General features: G+C 63.3%; 16 protein-coding genes. 9 read left to right on the top strand and 7 right to left on the bottom strand.

The features are described from left to right. Nucleotides 1-8: 8 nt before the first annotated feature. From K9B37_RS10025 to K9B37_RS10005, 5 genes are read right to left on the bottom strand one after another with little or no spacing between them, the layout of a single operon-like run. On the bottom strand, nucleotides 9-788 hold the full coding sequence (locus K9B37_RS10025) for an ABC transporter ATP-binding protein (RefSeq protein WP_224312931.1): 780 nt from the start codon (nucleotides 786-788) through the stop codon (nucleotides 9-11). A 7-nt stretch (nucleotides 789-795) separates the two neighbouring features. Continuing rightward, nucleotides 796-1,635 carry an ABC transporter ATP-binding protein gene (locus tag K9B37_RS10020; protein ID WP_224312930.1) on the bottom strand — a complete coding sequence of 280 codons (840 nt, stop codon included), beginning with the start codon at nucleotides 1,633-1,635 and terminating at the stop codon, nucleotides 796-798. After that, nucleotides 1,632-2,564, bottom strand: coding sequence for a nickel transporter permease (gene nikC / locus K9B37_RS10015; RefSeq protein ID WP_224312929.1), 933 nt, complete (start codon nucleotides 2,562-2,564; stop codon nucleotides 1,632-1,634). The genes K9B37_RS10020 and nikC overlap by 4 nt, the downstream gene beginning before the upstream one ends. After that, nucleotides 2,564-3,622 carry an ABC transporter permease gene (locus K9B37_RS10010; RefSeq protein WP_439651709.1) on the bottom strand — a complete coding sequence of 353 codons (1,059 nt, stop codon included), beginning with the start codon at nucleotides 3,620-3,622 and terminating at the stop codon, nucleotides 2,564-2,566. Before K9B37_RS10010 ends, nikC begins: the two co-directional genes overlap by 1 nt. Nucleotides 3,623-3,630: 8 nt before the next feature. Continuing rightward, the gene (locus tag K9B37_RS10005; RefSeq protein WP_224312928.1) at nucleotides 3,631-5,226 is read right to left on the bottom strand and encodes an ABC transporter substrate-binding protein; all 1,596 of its coding nucleotides are present in this window, start codon (nucleotides 5,224-5,226) and stop codon (nucleotides 3,631-3,633) included. A gap of 244 nt (nucleotides 5,227-5,470) precedes the next feature. Here K9B37_RS10005 and argH point away from each other — a divergent pair, with 244 nt between their 5' ends. The 3 genes from argH (at nucleotide 5,471) to K9B37_RS09990 (ending at nucleotide 7,747) form a co-directional block, all read left to right on the top strand. Beyond that, complete coding sequence (gene argH / locus K9B37_RS10000; protein ID WP_224313079.1) at nucleotides 5,471-6,835, top strand: argininosuccinate lyase; 1,365 nt, start codon at nucleotides 5,471-5,473, stop codon at nucleotides 6,833-6,835. A 186-nt stretch (nucleotides 6,836-7,021) separates the two neighbouring features. Continuing rightward, complete coding sequence (locus tag K9B37_RS09995) at nucleotides 7,022-7,468, top strand: Hsp20 family protein (RefSeq protein ID WP_224312927.1); 447 nt, start codon at nucleotides 7,022-7,024, stop codon at nucleotides 7,466-7,468. Nucleotides 7,469-7,480: 12 nt separating this feature from the next. After that, the gene (locus tag K9B37_RS09990) at nucleotides 7,481-7,747 is read left to right on the top strand and encodes a BQ00720 family protein (RefSeq protein WP_224312926.1); all 267 of its coding nucleotides are present in this window, start codon (nucleotides 7,481-7,483) and stop codon (nucleotides 7,745-7,747) included. Nucleotides 7,748-7,765: 18 nt separating this feature from the next. Here K9B37_RS09990 and K9B37_RS09985 read toward each other — a convergent pair whose 3' ends face one another. After that, complete coding sequence (locus K9B37_RS09985) at nucleotides 7,766-8,527, bottom strand: alpha/beta hydrolase (RefSeq protein ID WP_224312925.1); 762 nt, start codon at nucleotides 8,525-8,527, stop codon at nucleotides 7,766-7,768. Between the two features lie 67 nt (nucleotides 8,528-8,594). On the opposite strand from K9B37_RS09985, the gene K9B37_RS09980 reads away from it, so the two are divergent. The 6 genes from K9B37_RS09980 to pheT all read left to right on the top strand — a co-directional run bounded on the left by K9B37_RS09980 (nucleotide 8,595) and on the right by pheT (nucleotide 15,120). Beyond that, a complete protein-coding gene (locus K9B37_RS09980; RefSeq protein ID WP_224312924.1) occupies nucleotides 8,595-9,839 on the top strand; it encodes a glycosyltransferase family 4 protein in 1,245 nt (414 codons plus the stop codon). Between the two features lie 131 nt (nucleotides 9,840-9,970). After that, entirely contained in the window at nucleotides 9,971-10,492 is a 522-nt protein-coding gene (infC, locus tag K9B37_RS09975; protein ID WP_224312923.1) for a translation initiation factor IF-3, read from the top strand. Between the two features lie 216 nt (nucleotides 10,493-10,708). After that, complete coding sequence (gene rpmI / locus K9B37_RS09970; protein ID WP_152587093.1) at nucleotides 10,709-10,909, top strand: 50S ribosomal protein L35; 201 nt, start codon at nucleotides 10,709-10,711, stop codon at nucleotides 10,907-10,909. 38 nt (nucleotides 10,910-10,947) lie between these two features. Continuing rightward, nucleotides 10,948-11,319 carry a 50S ribosomal protein L20 gene (gene rplT / locus K9B37_RS09965; protein WP_224312922.1) on the top strand — a complete coding sequence of 124 codons (372 nt, stop codon included), beginning with the start codon at nucleotides 10,948-10,950 and terminating at the stop codon, nucleotides 11,317-11,319. Between the two features lie 173 nt (nucleotides 11,320-11,492). Then, nucleotides 11,493-12,575 carry a phenylalanine--tRNA ligase subunit alpha gene (pheS, locus tag K9B37_RS09960; protein ID WP_224312921.1) on the top strand — a complete coding sequence of 361 codons (1,083 nt, stop codon included), beginning with the start codon at nucleotides 11,493-11,495 and terminating at the stop codon, nucleotides 12,573-12,575. A gap of 121 nt (nucleotides 12,576-12,696) precedes the next feature. Then, complete coding sequence (pheT, locus tag K9B37_RS09955) at nucleotides 12,697-15,120, top strand: phenylalanine--tRNA ligase subunit beta (RefSeq protein WP_224312920.1); 2,424 nt, start codon at nucleotides 12,697-12,699, stop codon at nucleotides 15,118-15,120. Nucleotides 15,121-15,189: 69 nt separating this feature from the next. On the opposite strand, the gene K9B37_RS09950 is transcribed toward pheT, so the two are convergent. Next, a complete protein-coding gene (locus tag K9B37_RS09950; protein WP_224312919.1) occupies nucleotides 15,190-16,005 on the bottom strand; it encodes a HesA/MoeB/ThiF family protein in 816 nt (271 codons plus the stop codon). Between the last annotated feature and the right edge of the window lie 147 nt (nucleotides 16,006-16,152).

Here is a 16,152-nt window from a genome sequence, read left to right as displayed (position 1 = left end):
CGGTGGACTTACGGGGCGGTCGCCGAGGCGGCCTTGGTCTCATCACGCGAGAAGCCGCGGCTCGCTTCGATCAATTCCTGCGTATAGGCATTGGAAGCCTTGCCGGATCGGAGCGATGCGGCCGTGGTCTCCTCCACGCCCTCGCCGTGGCGCATGACGAGGAGGCGATCACAGAGATGCGCGACGACCGCAAGATCGTGGCTGACCAGGATGTAGGTCAAGCCCATCTTGCGGCGAAGCTCGTCGAGCAGATTGAGGATTTCCGCCTGCACGGAGGCGTCGAGAGCGGAAGTCGGTTCGTCGAGGAGCAGCACCTTCGGACGCAGGATCAGCGCGCGGGCGATGGCGATGCGCTGCCGCTGGCCGCCGGAAAGCTGGTGCGGATAGCGGAAGCGGAAGGAGGGGCCGAGCCCGACTTCGCGCAGAGCTTGCAGGATCCGCGCTTCCACGTCCTTCTCGCCGTGAATGGCGAGGGGCTCGGACAAGGTGCGGTCGACCGTATGGCGCGGGTGCAGCGAGGCGTAGGGGTCCTGAAATACCATCTGGACCGTGCGATAGAACGCCTTGTCCCGTGGGTCCTTCACTTCCTTCCCATCGACGAGGACTCGGCCTCCCGAGATCGGAGCGAGGCCACAGATAGCGCGCAGGACGGTCGACTTGCCCGATCCCGATTCGCCGACGAGGCCATAGGATTCGCCTGCGCCCACATGGAAGCTGACGTCCTTCACCGCATCGACGCGCAGGCGGCCCGTTCCATAGACAACTTTGAGTTTCTGAATATCGAGCATCGGATGTTTATCGGGCCCAGGCGGGATCACGGTTGAGTGTGGGTAAGGGGCGAACGTCATCGGCCAGAGTCGGGAGGCACCGCATGAGGCCCTGCGTATAAGGATGCTTCGCCTCGCGCAGATGCTTGGCTTCAAGCTCTTCCACGACGCGGCCCGCATACATCACCAGCACGCGGTCGCAGAACGACGAGACGAGCTTCAGGTCGTGGGAGATGAAGATCAGGCTCATGCCGCGCTCCGCCACCAGCTCGTCGAGGATGCGCAGCACCTCCATCGAGACCGTGACGTCGAGGGCCGAGGTCGGCTCGTCGGCAATCAGGAGATCGGGCTCCGTCACCAGCATCATGGCGATCATCGCGCGCTGGCCCATGCCGCCCGACACCTCGTGCGGATAGAGCGCAAAAACCCGCCCGGGATCGCGCATCTTCACGGCTTCGAGCATGGCGAGCGCGCGGTCGCGCGCTTCCTTGCGGTTCGCCGACTTGTCGTGCGCCTGGTAGGCCTCGATGATCTGCTCGCCGATGGTCATCACCGGATTGAGCGAATATTTCGGGTCCTGCATCACCATGGAGATGCGCCCGCCACGTAGCTGGCGCAGGGTTTTGGTCGAGGCGGTGAGCAGATCGATCCCGTCGAAAGTCAGCCGCTTGGCGGTCACTTCGCCGGGCGGTGGCGTCAGGCCCAGGATGGCACGACCTGTTTGCGACTTTCCGGACCCGGATTCGCCCACGATCCCGAGACGTTCGCGGCCGAGCTGGAAGGAAACGCCGCGCACCGCTTCGACGGTGCCGGTGCGCAGGTGGAATCGGACCCGCAGGTCCTCGACTTCGAGCAGCGGCTTGGTCATTTCGCAGCCTTCGGATCGAGCACGTCACGCAGACCGTCACCGAGCAGGTTGAAGCCCAGGCTGACGACGAAGATGGCAAGGCCCGGCATCGCGGCGACCCACCATTGGTCGATCAGGTAGTTTCTGCCCGTGGCTACCATGGCGCCCCATTCGGGCATGGGCGGCTGCGCGCCGAGACCGAGGAAGCCGAGGCCGGCGGCGGTCAGGATGATGCCCGCCATGTCGAGGGTGACGCGGACGATCACGGACGAGATGCAGAGCGGAATGATGTGGCCGAAGATGATCCTGGGTGTGGAGGCACCCTGCAGCTTCACGGCGGCGATGAAGTCGCTGTTCCGGACCGTCAGCGTCTCCGCGCGTGCGATACGTGCATAGGGGGGCCACGACGTGATCGAGATCGCGATGATGGCGTTCTCGATGCCTGGACCCAGCGCTGCCACGAAGGCCAGCGCCAGAATCAATCGTGGAAAGGCCAGGAAGATGTCGGTGATCCGCATCAGGACAGTATCGACCCAGCCGCCCGTATAGCCGGCGACCGTTCCGATGATAACGCCGATGGGCGTTGCGATCACGGCCACCAGCATCACCACCCAAAGCGTGATGCGCGAGCCATAGACCACGCGCGAGAAGATGTCGCGGCCCTGGTCGTCCGTGCCGAACCAATAGGTTTCGCTCGGGGGCAGCAGACGCTGCGTGCGCAGATCGCCGCCGGCGATCGGCGAATAGGGAGCGATCAGAGGCGCAAGAACCGCCACCAGGATGAGCAGCACGACGATGACGAGGCCCAGCACCGCGAGCGGGTTCTTCGTGAAGGAGCGCCAGCCAAGATAGAAGCGGCCGAAGCGAGCCTGCCAGCGCGAGGCGGGTTCGGGCGAGAGAAGCCAGGCCTGGAGCCTGGACGATTGAGAGAGGGGAGGGGCGCCGGCCATCAGCGGGTCCTCGGATCAAGCAGACGATAAAGCAGATCGGACACGAGATTGAGCAGCACGAAAACGGTGCCGATCACGATCGTTCCGCCGAGCACGGCATTCATGTCCGCATTCTGCAGGGAGTTGGTGATGTATTGGCCAAGCCCTGGCCAGGCGAACACGGTCTCGGTGAGGACGGATCCTTCGAGCAGATTCGCGTAGGAGAGGGCGATGACGGTAATCAACGGCACGGCCGCATTGCGCAGGGCGTGGCGCCAGATCACGCGAAATTCCGACAGACCTTTGACCCGCGCCGCGATCACGTATTCCTGCGCGAGTTCGTTTAGCATGAACGAACGTGTCATCCGGCTGATATAGGCGAGCGAGAAATATCCGAGCAGGCAGGCCGGCAAGGCGACGTGCGAGACCGCATCCCAGAATGCATCCATCTGTCCCTGCATCAGAGTGTCGAGGAGCACGATGCCGGTGACGGGCGTATAGAGATAGGAATAGGTGACGTCGATGCGTCCTGGCCCCGCGACCCAGCCGAGCTTCGCATAGAAGAGCAGCAGGCCCATCAGGCCGAGCCAGAAGATCGGGATCGAATATCCGACGAGACCGAGAAACCGGACGACCTGATCGATGAGCGTCCCGCGCTTCACAGCCGCCAGAACTCCGAGCGGAATGCCGATCAGAGTTCCGATGATCGTACCGAGCGTCGCGAGCTCAAGGGTTGCCGGAAACACTCTCGCGATATCCGACATCACCGGATTGGTGGTGAGCACCGAGTTGCCGAAATCGCCGGTCGCTGCCTTCTTCACATAGATGACGAACTGCTCGGCGAGAGGCTTGTCGAGGCCAAGCTCCTTGCGCGTGCGCTCATAGACATGCGGTGGCGCACGATCGCCCACGATGGCGATCACGGGATCGATCGGGACAACGCGCCCGATGAAGAATGTCACGGCGACAAGCCCCAGCAGCGTCGTCGCGAGAACGATGACGAACTGGGCTAGTCTCTTAAGGAAGGAGCGGAGGGCACTTGCGTGCTCTCCGCCCCGGCTCATGGCTGCAGAAACCATTGTCAGTGTCAGTTCTTCTTGGTCTGGGACACGTCGTTGTCGCTGAAGGACGGGCCGAGGATGAAGCCGTCGATGTTCTTGCGAACCGCTGCCACTTCATTCTGCTGCAGGAAGATCACGAACGGACCGTCGTCGAGAACCGACTTCTGAAGCTCCTTGTACATCTCGGCGCGCTTCTCGGCATCACGCTCCATGACGGCAGCGCGGGTCTTGGCGGTCAGCGGGCCCGGATCCCAGGCGTTGCGCCAGGCGAGCGGCTTTGCCTTCGCGTTGTCCGAGTTGTCGTCGTTCGCCGCGAAGGTGTCCGCGTTGGAGTTCGGGTCCTGATAGTCCGAGCCCCAGTTGCCGATATAGATGTCGTGCTGGCGAGCGCGGTACTTCGTCAGAGCCTGCTTCGAGTCCATCGGCAGGATCTCAAGCTTGATGCCGGCCTGCGCGAAGGTCGACTGCATCGCCTGGGCGATACCGGTGATTTCCGCCGTGGAGCGCGTGTCCATCGTGACGCTGAAACCGTCCTTCAGACCGGCCTTGGCGAGAAGCTCCTTAGCCTTGGCGACGTCGAGCTTGTACGGGTTGGTCGTCGTGGCGCCGAGGAAGCCCTTGGGCAGGAAGTTCTGATGAACGACGCCCTTGTACTTCATGATCGTGTCGCCGATGGCGGCATAATCGACGAGATACTTGAGAGCCTGGCGAACCTCGGGCTTCGCAAGATTGGGGTTCTTCTGGTTGAGGCCGAGATAGTAGACCGTGCCCTTCGGAGCGGACTGGATCTTGATGTCCGGGTTCTTGGCCACGGCATCGATCTCTTCCGGATTCAGGCTGCGGGCCACGTCGATATCGCCCTTTTCGAGGAGGAGGCGCTGGCTCGCGGTTTCCTTGATGTGGCGGTAGATGACGCGGGCGAGCGGAGTCTTCTTCTCGTAGTTCGGGTTACGCTCGAGGACGAGGACCTCGTTGGCCTTCCAGTCGCGCATGATGTACGGGCCGGAACCGGCATAGTGCGTCTTCAGCCAGTTGTAGCCGTAGTCGCCGTCCTTCTCGTTCTGCTGCAGGAGCTTCTTATCCACGATGGAGGCAACCGAGTTGCCGAGGCAGTAGAGGACGAGGGTCGGCGCATAGGGCTTGTCGACTTCGACGGTGAGCTCGAGCGGGCCGGTCTGCTTGATCTTGTCCTTCACGTTGTCCTTGGTCAGGCCGAACTGGCCGAGGATGAAGGCGGGGGACTTGTCGAGAGCGACGGCGCGCTGGAGAGAGTAGACCACGTCCTCAGCGGTGATCGGGTTGCCGGAGGCGAACTTGCGGTTCGGGCGAAGCTTGAACGTATAGGTCTTGCCGTCGTCCGACACCGTCCAGGACTCGGCCGCCTGTCCTGAGATCTTGGACACGTCCTTGATGTCGTACTGGATCAGGCGCTCATAGGTGTTGCCCATGATCTCGGAGGCGCTGAATTCGAACACCTCGGCTGGGTCGAGCGAGATGATGTCGTCGCTCTGCCAAGCCTGGACCAGCGTGTCCGGCGGGGTCGCGGCCTGCACGGCCGTGAAGGAGGTCGCCATGGCGGTGACCATGGCTGCCGAAAGAAGAAGGTTGGGGAGACGTTTCATTGGCCAATTCCCTTACGGCGCTGCATTGCGCCTGTTGTGCCGAATGCAAGAATGCAGATCAGAAAAGCGCTGTCGAGTCTACCAACTGGTTTCGAAGTGGTAAACGGCGCGCACCATGCTCAAAGGGCTAGCAGCCTGTCAATGCGGCTTGGCCTTGGGGCAGGATCTGTGGCAAAGGCATCAAGCCCTTATCTTTGGATGAAACATCGTGTCAGAAGAAGCCAAGAAGTCCGGCGCCAATACCATGTGGGGCGGCCGGTTCTCGTCCTCGCCCAGCGCTCTCATGGAAGCCATCAACGCCTCCATCGATTTCGACAAGCGCCTTGCTTCCGAAGATATTCAGGGGTCCATTGCGCACAGCGCCATGCTGGCCAAGCGAGGCATTATCGCCGAGAGCGATCGTGACGCCATTCAGCAAGGGCTCCAGCGCGTTCTCGGAGAGATCGAATCCGGTTCCTTCACGTTCTCGACGGCGCTGGAAGATATTCACATGAATGTGGAAAGCCGTCTGAGGGAGATTGCCGGGGATCCGGCCGCGCGCCTGCACACGGCGCGCAGCCGCAACGATCAGGTTGCCGTCGACGTGCGTCTGTGGGTGCGCAACGCCCATGACCGGGCCGACGAGCAGATCACCAATCTCATCAAGGTGCTTCTCGACAAGGCGGAGCAGCACGCCGGAACGGTGATGCCGGGCTTCACCCATCTGCAGGGCGCTCAACCTGTAACATTCGGTCATCATCTCATGGCCTATGTAGAGATGTTCGGCCGCGACCGCGGACGGTTCCGGGATTCCCGTGTCCGTCTCAACGAGAGCCCGCTCGGCGCCGGGGCGCTGGCCGGAACGTCCTTCCCGATCGACAGGCACATGACCGCAAAGGCCCTCGGGTTCGACGGGCCGACCCGCAATTCCCTCGACTCCGTGTCCGATCGCGACAGCCTGCTCGAATTCATGTCGGCCGCCGCCATCTGCGCGGTGCATCTCTCTCGTCTGGCCGAGGAGATCGTGATCTGGATGTCGGCGCCCTTCGGCTTCGTCCGGTTGCCGGATCGCTGGACGACCGGGTCGAGCATGATGCCTCAGAAGCGCAACCCGGACGCCGCGGAGCTCGTCCGCGGCAAGACCGGCCGCATCTTCGGATCGCTCATGAGCCTGCTCACGGTCATGAAAGGTCTGCCGCTCGCCTATGCCAAGGACACGCAGGAAGATAAGGAGCCGCTCTTCGACGCTGCGGATACGCTCGAGATCGTTCTCGCCGCGATGACCGGAATGGTCCAGGACCTGGAGCCCGTTCCAGGACGCATGGCGGCCGTGGCCGGCGCTGGTTATTCGACCGCCACCGATCTGGCCGATTGGCTGGTGCGCAGCCTGAACATCCCGTTCCGCGACGCCCATCACATCACGGGGCGGATCGTGTCGGAGGCGGAGAAACGCGGGACCTCTCTGGAAGACTTGGCCCTCGACGTCATGCAGGCCGTCGAGCCGAAGATCCATAAGGGCATCTATGAGGTGCTCAGCGTCGAGAACTCGGTGCGCTCGCGGACGAGCTTCGGCGGGACATCGCCTGTGCGGGTGACCGAGCAGATCGCCTGGTGGCGGGAGCGCGTCTGACGCAACATTCAGGAAAATATCAATTTTTCCAATGGATTAACTCTGCGGGCCTGGCCGAAAGGCCAAGCCCTTGATAGCAAGAAGCCGAGCCTCCATATTGATGTCAACGCCTGGGAACAGGCGCCTGAGTGCCGCATAGGCGGGCTCAAACCAAGCGAAGTGCCTCTTAAACTCTGGGCTTCGAAGATGTCGCGTCAATCGCCCTTTGGGCATCCGTTCCTTCTGGGCTTCGACGAGATCGAGCAGGCGCTCGACCGAGTCGCAAAGGCCGCAGGGGATGGATATCCACCCTACAATATCGAGCGCCTGGCGCGGACTGCACAGGACCCCGAGCGACTCCGGATCACCCTTGCCGTTGCCGGGTTCACCCGGGAGCAGCTCGAAGTGACGCTGGAGGAAAACCAGCTCGTCATTCGGGGGCGGCAGATCGAAGACAAGGCAAGACACTTCCTGCATCGCGGTATCGCCGCCCGTCAGTTCCAGCGGGCATTCCTCCTCGCCGATGGCATGGAGGTGCTCGGAGCTGACCTGTCCAACGGCCTTCTGTCGATCGATCTGGCCCGGCCCGAGCCGGAGCGGATTATCCGCAAGATCGACATCAGTGCTCCGGACAAGCTTGACGGGAACCGCTAAGGAGAGGTCCTCATGAACACCAACTTAAAGACCCTGAACGACGGACTCCTGAACAAGGCCGAACTTGCTGCTCTGGGTGAGGGCGAGATGGCCTATGTGAAGCCGGTCCTGTCGGACGATATTGCCCAGCTCTTTCCCCAAGCTCCCGACATCCAGCCCGGCCTGCAGCTCTTCGCGCTCCTGTCCGCCAGCGGCGAGCCGATCGTGCTGACCGACAGCCGCGACGCGGCGGTGGCCAATGCCTGGGCGCACGACCTTGAGACGGTGAGCCTGCATTAAGGCTCACCTTTCCCTCTTTCATCCCATTGCCTCGACCGCCTGGATCAGGCGGTCGAGATCTTCAGGTCGCGATAGACGGTGATCGCCATCGTTGACGAGCGTGAGGGAGGCACTGTCGCCGGGCAGGTGCTCGACCAGCTTGAGAGCATGGGTCCACGGCACGTCGGTATCCTGCATGCCCTGCAGGATATGGACGGGACATCCGGTGCGGATGGGCGCGCCGAAGAGGAGATGCCTGCGGCCGTCCTCGATCAGGGATTTCGTAATCGGGTAGGGTTCGGGCGCATAGGTCGAGGGAAGCGAATAGCTGCCCTTATCCTCGATGGCGCGTCGGATCACCTCGGGAAAGCGGTCCCACATTAGCCGTTCCGTGAAATCGACGGCGGGCGCAATCAGGACCATTCCGAGTGGCGCGAGAGCAGAACCGGTCTCCAGAAGACGCCGTGTCGCCAGGAGCGCCAGCCATCCTCCCATCGAGGACCCGACGAGAATGGGGCGGGACTTCAGGAAATTGTCGAACACGGCGAGGCTGTCGTCGAGCCAATCCGAGACTGTCGCCTCGTCGAAAGTCCCGCCGGATGCGCCATGGCCGCTATAGTCGAAACGGAGGAAGGCGCGGCCGGTTTTTTCCGCCCACGCATCCAGGGCTTCCGCCTTGGTGGAGCGCATGTCGGATCTGAAACCGCCAAGCCAGACAACCGGCGGCCCCTTGCCGTCCCGCGAAAGAACGGCGATGTGGCGTGCCTCCGCGGCGTTTCCGACGGCGACGGCTTGCTGCATGGTTAACTCATCCTCAACTGCTTTAAAGCAACGTTCTCGGTCATTCTTGGAGAAGGCTCTTACATCGGTGAATCTTTCAAAGCGAGCCAGCGGAGGAGCTCCGTTCCCGTCGTCCAACATTCATCCGTTGGCAGGGCGGACGATCCTCCAGATCATTCCCGAGCTCGAAGCCGGAGGGGCCGAGCGCACGACCGTCGACGTCGCAGAGGGGCTGGCCCATGTCGGCGCCCGCGCTCTCGTGGCGACCGAGGGCGGCCGTCTCGTGGGCGAATTGCAGACCAAGGGCGGCATTTGGATCCCATTTCCTGCAGCGACGAAAAATCCCTTCTCCATGTTGATCAATGTGAGACGGCTTGCCCGGATCTGCCACAATGAGCGGGTGGCCCTCGTCCATGCCCGCTCGCGGGCGCCGGCCTGGGTCGCTCTCGGAGCGGCGCGCTCGCTCAATCTGCCGTTCGTGACCACCTATCACGGCAGCTATGCGGGACGCTCCTCGGTGAAGGTGCTTTACAATTCGGTCATGGCACGGGGCGACGCGGTGATCGCCAACTCGCATTATACGGGCGATCTCATCGGCTCGCTTTACCCCCAGGCCAGGGATCGCATCCGCGTCATCCATCGCGGCACGGATTTCGCGACCTTCTCGCCCTCCGCCGTCTCGCCTGAGCGGGTCGAGAATCTCCGCAAGGCCTGGAACGTATCGCCGCACGAGCGGATGGTGCTGCTGGCGGCACGGCTAACCGGCTGGAAGGGGCAGCGTGTCCTCATCGAGGCGGCGGCCAAGCTGCGTGATGCCGGGATCGGCGATGTCACCTATATCCTGGCGGGTGATCCTCAGGGCCGGGATTCTTATGTGAAGGAGCTGGATGCTCTGATCGAGGCCCGCCGGCTCAACGGCATCGTTCGCCGGGTCGGCCATTGCACGGATATGCCGGCCGCTTTCCTGGCGGCCTCCGTGGTCACGGTGCCGTCGACGGAGCCAGAGGCCTTCGGCCGGTCGGCCGTGGAGGCTCAGGCCATGGGGACGCCCGTCGTCGTGTCCGATCTCGGTGCGGTTCCGGAAACCGTCCTGTCGCCCCCGGCGGTGCTGCCGCAGGAGCGCACCGGATGGCGGATCGTGCCGGGCGACGCCGATGCGCTGGCGGATGCACTCGGGGCGGCACTCGCCTTAGGGGCCAGCGCCCGAATCGCCCTGGGATCCCGTGCGCGAAGCCATGTGGAGCGTCATTTCTCGCTGGAACGCATGGTGTCGAGCACGCTTGATGTCTATTCAGCCCTTTTGGAGGGGCAATTCCCACCTAGAACAAGTTGACTTCGCGCGCATTTGCGCGAAATGTCAGAGCATTCGCGGTATCGCTACGGAGTCGGGAGGGCTGGATGCCCTATGGCTTTCGTCGGGCCGCATAACAGGAGATACGAGCCATTCGCAGACCAATGAGAGCTATGCCGGTTCCGCAGAAGGACGGACCGCGCGCCAACCGGGACATTCGCGGTGTTCGCGAAGTACAGCTGATCGACGATACCGGCCAGAATCGCGGCGTGATGCCGTTTTTCGACGCCTTGCGCATCGCTGAGGATGCCGGCCTCGACCTTGTCGAGATCGCACCGAATTCTTCCCCGCCCGTCTGCAAGATCCTCGATTACGGCAAATACCGCTTCCTCGAGCAGAAGAAGGCGTCCGAGGCGCGTAAGAAGCAGAAGACCGTCGAGGTCAAGGAAATCAAGCTTCGCCCGGGCATCGACGACCACGATTACGACGTCAAGATGAAGGCCATGAAGGGCTTCTTCGAAGAGGGCAACAAGGTCAAGATCACCTTGCGCTTCCGCGGCCGCGAGATGGCGCACCAGGATCTGGGCCTCAAGGTCCTCGATCGCGTCAAGGCCGATGTCGGCGAACTCGCCAAGGTCGAGATGGAGCCGAATTTCGAGGGCCGTCAGGTCGTGATGGTCCTGGCGCCGCGCTGAGCGGCGGCTCACTTTTCGGCCTTCGGGCATTTCATGAAGCGTATTGGCCGTCGGATCACCGGCGGCCATTGCTTTTTGGCCCGTCCTCTGCCATAAGCCGCCCTTCATCGAACCGCCCGGCTGTTAGGGCTGCCGTGGCGGTTCGTTTTGCTCATGCAGCAATGACAAGGCCTCGGGGCGGTTCGCCGCGACGAGGCTTGACCACAGGAGAGCCAAATGCCCAAGCTGAAGACGAAATCGGGCGCGAAGAAGCGCTTCAAGATCACTGGCACCGGCAAGGTCGTTTACGCCCAATCCGGCAAGCGCCACGGGATGATCAAGCGGACCAACAAGCAGATCCGCAACCTGCGCGGCACCACCACCCTGTTCGCGGGTGATGCCTACAACGTGAAGAAGTACTTCCTGCCGAACGGCTAAGGCACTTCCACATCCCGGATTTTGAAGGAGTTTTTTAAATGGCCCGCGTCAAACGGGGCGTTACCGCCCACGCAAAGCACAAGAAGGTTTTCAAGGCAGCCAAGGGTTTCTACGGCCGTCGCAAGAACACCATCCGCATCGCCAAGCAGGCGGTCGAGAAGAGCATGCAATATGCTTATCGCGACCGTAAGAACAAGAAGCGCACGTTCCGCGCTCTCTGGATCCAGCGCCTCAACGCGGCGGTCCGCGAGCACGGCCTGACCTATTCCCGATTTATCGACGGTCTCGGCAAGGCTGGGATTGAGATCGATCGCAAGGTTCTGTCCGAGATGGCCATCCATGAGCCGGCGGCTTTCGCCGCTTACGTGGAGCGCGCCAAGGCTTCGCTGCCGCAGCAGCAGGCCGCTTAAAGACAGCCTGGCTCCGGCGCGGCTGGTTTTTCCGGCCGCGCCACTACATCCCGCCACCGAGACCCAACGCTGCGGCGGCCCAAGAGGCTGTCGATCGGCTTTTCGCGGCTCGGACGGCTTGACGGTTCCCGCGCCGCGCCTCACTCAAGCGCTTGAAAAATGGCAACGGACCGATGACCGACCTCAAAGAACTCGAACGTGACCTGATTTCCCAGGTCGAAACTGCCGGTGACGAAGCGGCGGTGGAATCCGTGCGCGTCTCCGCCCTCGGCAAGAAGGGCTCCGTCTCCGAACTGCTGAAGACCCTCGGCGCCATGACGCCGGAGGAGCGCAAGGAGCGTGGCCCCTTGATCAATGGCTTGCGCGACCGGGTGCAGGGCGCCATCGCCGCCCGCAAGGAAGTTCTCGCCGAGGCCGCCCTCGACGCCCGGCTCGCGGCGGAACGGGTCGACGTGACGCTTCCCGTTCAGGAGGGGCCGGAGACCCGCGGTCGTATTCACCCGATCAGCCAGGTGATCGAGGAGCTGTCGGCAATCTTCGCCGATATGGGCTTCTCCGTGGCGGACGGGCCGGACATCGAGACGGACTATCTCAACTTCACGGCTCTGAACTTCCCGGAAGGGCATCCGGCCCGCGAGATGCACGACACCTTCTTCCTCGCTCCCGACGAGAAGGGCGAGCGCAAGGTGCTGCGCACCCACACATCGCCGGTGCAGATCCGCACCATGATGTCCCAGAAGCCGCCGATCCGTGTCGTCATTCCGGGCCGGACCTATCGCCACGACTCGGACCAGACCCACACGCCGATGTTCCATCAGGTCGAGGGGCTCGTGATCGACAAGCAGGCCAACATCGCGCACATGAAGTGGGTGCTGGAGGAATTCTGCAAGGCGTTCTTCGAGGTCGATCAGGTCAAGATGCGCTTCCGCCCGTCGTTCTTCCCGTTCACGGAGCCGTCGGCGGAGGTCGATATCCAGTGCTCCCGCAAAGGTGGCGAGATCCGCTTCGGCGAGGGCGAGGATTGGCTGGAGATTCTCGGCTGCGGCATGGTCCATCCGAACGTGCTCAGGAATTGCGGCCTCGATCCCGACGAGTATCAGGGCTTCGCCTGGGGCATGGGGATCGATCGCATCGCCATGCTCAAATACGGCATGCCCGACCTGCGCCCCTTCTTCGAGGCCGATGTGCGCTGGCTGAACCATTACGGCTTCCGCCCGCTCGACATTCCGTCCCTCGTCAGCGGACTGACGTCCTGAGCGTCATTCCGGCCGAAGCAACGCGAAGAGCCGGAATCGCAAGTCGATTAAGGCGCCTCATTCTGATCACGATCCCGGATCTGGCTTTGCCAGTCCGGGATGACACTCAAGGAACAGTGTCATGAAATTCACCCTTTCCTGGTTGAAAGACCATCTCGATACTTCCGCGTCCCTCGACGAGATCGTCGAGACGCTGACCCGCATCGGCCTTGAGGTTGAAGGGGTCGAGGACAAGGCGAAGTCGCTCGCGCCCTACAAGGTCGCCTACGTGATTTCCGCCGAGCAGCATCCCAATGCCGACCGCCTGCGCGTCTGCATGGTGGATACCGGCGAGGGCGCGCCGATTCAGGTGGTCTGCGGCGCACCCAACGCCCGCACCGGCATGAAGAGCGTCTTCGCACCGCCCGGCACCTACATTCCGGGCAAGAACATCACCCTCGGCGTCGGCACGATCCGCGGCGTCGAGAGCGCGGGCATGTTGTGCTCGGCAGCCGAGCTCGAGATCTCGGACGATCACGACGGCATCATCGACCTGCCGGCGGATGCGCCGGTAGGGCAGGCTTACGCGGCCTATGCGCGTCTCGACGATCCGGTGATCGAGATCAATCTCACGCCGAATCGGCCCGACTGCACTTCGATCCACGGCATCGCCCGCGATCTCGCGGCCGCCGGGCTCGGCACCCTCAAGGGCGACGCCGTTCCGCCGGTTTCGGGCAAAGGGGCGAGCCCGGTTTCCGTGACGCTCGATTTCGCGCCCGGTGACGAGAAGCTCTGCCCGGCCTTTGCGCTCCGCCTCGTGCGCGGCGTGAAGAACGGTCCGTCGCCGGAATGGATGCAGCGTCGCCTGCTCTCCATCGGTCTGCGGCCGATCAACGCGCTGGTCGATATCACCAACTACATGACCTTCGACCGGGGCCGCCCGCTCCACGTCTTCGACGCGAAGAAGGTGAAGGGCAACCTGACCGTTCGCCGCGCGAAGGACGGCGAGGAGGTGCTGGCGCTCGATGGGCGCACCTACCGCCTCGATCCGGGCAACGTGGTGATCGCCGATGAAGATGGCGTCGAGTCCATCGCCGGTATCATGGGCGGCGAGCATTCGGGCTGCGACGAGAATACGACCGATGTGCTGATCGAGTCCGCTCTCTGGGATCCGCTCAACATCGCGCAATCCGGCCGCCGCTTAGGCATCATCACCGATGCCCGCTACCGGTTCGAGCGCGGCGTCGATCCGGCTTTCACGGTGCCGGGGCTCGATCTCGCGACCAAGATGGTCATGGATCTCTGCGGGGGCGAAGCGAGCGAGGCGATCGTCGCCGGACAGGTGCCGGAGACCCGCCGGGTCATCGCTTTCCCCTGGTCCGAGGTGCCGCGTCTGTCGGGCCTCGACGTTCAGCCGATGGAATCGAAACAGATCCTCGAGAAGCTCGGTTTCCGCATCGAAGGTGAGGGCAAGAGCATCTCGGTAATCCCGCCGTCCTGGCGTCCGGATATCGAGGGCAAGGCGGACCTCGTGGAGGAGGTGATCCGCATCGCGGGCGTCGACCGCATCGCGCCGCAGCCGATGCCGCGCCTCGAAGCGGCGGTCGCCAAGCCGATCCTGACCCTCATCCAGAAGCGCACTGTCCTGGCCCGTCGCGGGCTCGCGGTGCGCGGTTTGGTGGAGGCCGTGACGTGGTCGTTCATCGCCAAGAGCGAGGCCGAGCTGTTCGGCGGCGGCGATGGCCGTCTGGCGCTCGCCAATCCCATCGCGGCGGATCTGTCGGACATGCGCCCCAGCCTGCTGCCGGGCCTCATGAAGGCGGCGCAACGCAATGCGGATCGCGGTTTCGGCGATGTCGCTCTCTTCGAGGTCGGGCAGACCTTCGCCTCGGACGAGCCGGAAGGGCAGGCGATCAAGGCGGCTGCCGTCCGGCGCGGTACGGCGCGCGCCGAGGGCGTCGGGCGTCACTGGAATGGCGGTGCGTCGTCCGTTGATGTCTTCGACGCCAAGGCGGATGCCATGTCGCTTCTCGCTACCCTCGGCATTCCGGCAGGCGGGCTTCAAGTCGTTGCGGGTGGGCCGTCCTGGTTCCATCCGGGGCGTTCCGGCACGCTGCAGTTCGGGCCGAAGAACGTGGTCGGTGCGTTCGGCGAGGTGCATCCGAAGATCCTGAAGGCGCTCGACTTGAAAGGGCCGCTGGTCGCCTTCGAGATCAATCTCAACGCCTTGCCGCCTCCGAAGGCCAAGCCGACCAAGATGAAGGCGAAGCTGACGCTGCCGGACTTCCAGCCGATCAGCCGCGACTTCGCTTTCGTGGTGGGCCGCGACGTCGCAGCCGGCGACATCGTGAAATTCGCGCAGGGCGCCGAGCGTCAGCTGATCACGGGCGTCAACGTGTTCGACGTCTATGAGGGGCCGGGAATCGACGAGGGCAAGAAATCCGTCGCCATCGCCGTGACCCTTCAGCCGACCGAGAAGACGCTGACCGATGCCGAGATCGAGGCCGTGTCGGCCAAGATCGTCGCCGAGGTCGGCAAGAAGACGGGCGCAGTGCTGCGCTCCTGACAAGAACGTCATCCCGGGCGAGCGTTGCGAGACCCGGGATCGTCTTAAGAATAAGACGCCACATTGGTCTTACGATCCCGGATCGCGGCTTTGCCGCGTCCGGGATGACACTCTTGAAAGACCATTCAGCGGGTTCGCCTCGTCCCATTCGTATCGGATCGTTTCGAAGCGCATGGACCGGGCATCGACCATGAGCAGGCGCCCGACGAGGCTTTCTCCGAAGCCTACGATCTCGCGGATCACCTCCATTGCCATCAGGCTGCCCATGACTCCGGCCAGGGCGCCGAGGATTCCTGCCTCCGCGCAGGTGGGAATGGCGCCCGGGGGAGGCGGCGAGGGAAAGAGGCAGCGATAGGTCGGATTCGGCTTGTCCGAAGGTCCGGTCTCGTAGCCTCGGATCGTGGTGAGCGATCCGTCGAACTGGCCGAGCGCGGCCGTCACGAGCGGCTTTCTCTCCCAGAAACAGGCATCCGAGACCGCATAACGGGTCTCGAAATTGTCCGAACCGTCGGCTACGAGATCGTAATTCGCTACGAGGTTCCGGGCATTCTCGGTTGTTATCCTAACGATATGGGCGTCGATGGCCACGTGCGGGTTGAGACGCTGGACGGCCCGGGCCGCGCTCTCTGCCTTCGGCAGATCCACGTCCGGCGTGCCGTGGATGACCTGGCGCTGGAGATTCGACAGGGAGACGCGGTCGTCGTCGACGATGCCGATCCGGCCGATGCCGGCGGCGGCGAGGTATTGGATCAGGGGAGCTCCGAGACCGCCGGCGCCGATCACCAGGACGCGGGCCGCCTTGAGTTTCAGCTGTCCCGGCCCGCCGACGTCCTTCAGCACCAGGTGGCGGGCGTAGCGGTCGATTTCGTCCGGGGTCAGCGACATGGGTGCGACCTTATAGACAACTCGCCCGCTATCAACCATTCCTTGTAGGAAAGACCGGACGCGGCTTGACAGGATGCTTGGCGGCATGGCCCATCCCATGCCATCGTCAAGCGCAACCGGGTAACAGCCCGGGTGACACAGGGAACA

Origin of the sequence: Microvirga puerhi (assembly GCF_020089865.1) — a bacterium.
In the GTDB taxonomy this organism is placed as follows: domain Bacteria; phylum Pseudomonadota; class Alphaproteobacteria; order Rhizobiales; family Beijerinckiaceae; genus Microvirga; species Microvirga puerhi.
The sequence above is the reverse complement of the archived record's forward strand: the minus strand, read 5'-3'. Positions and strand labels throughout refer to the sequence as shown.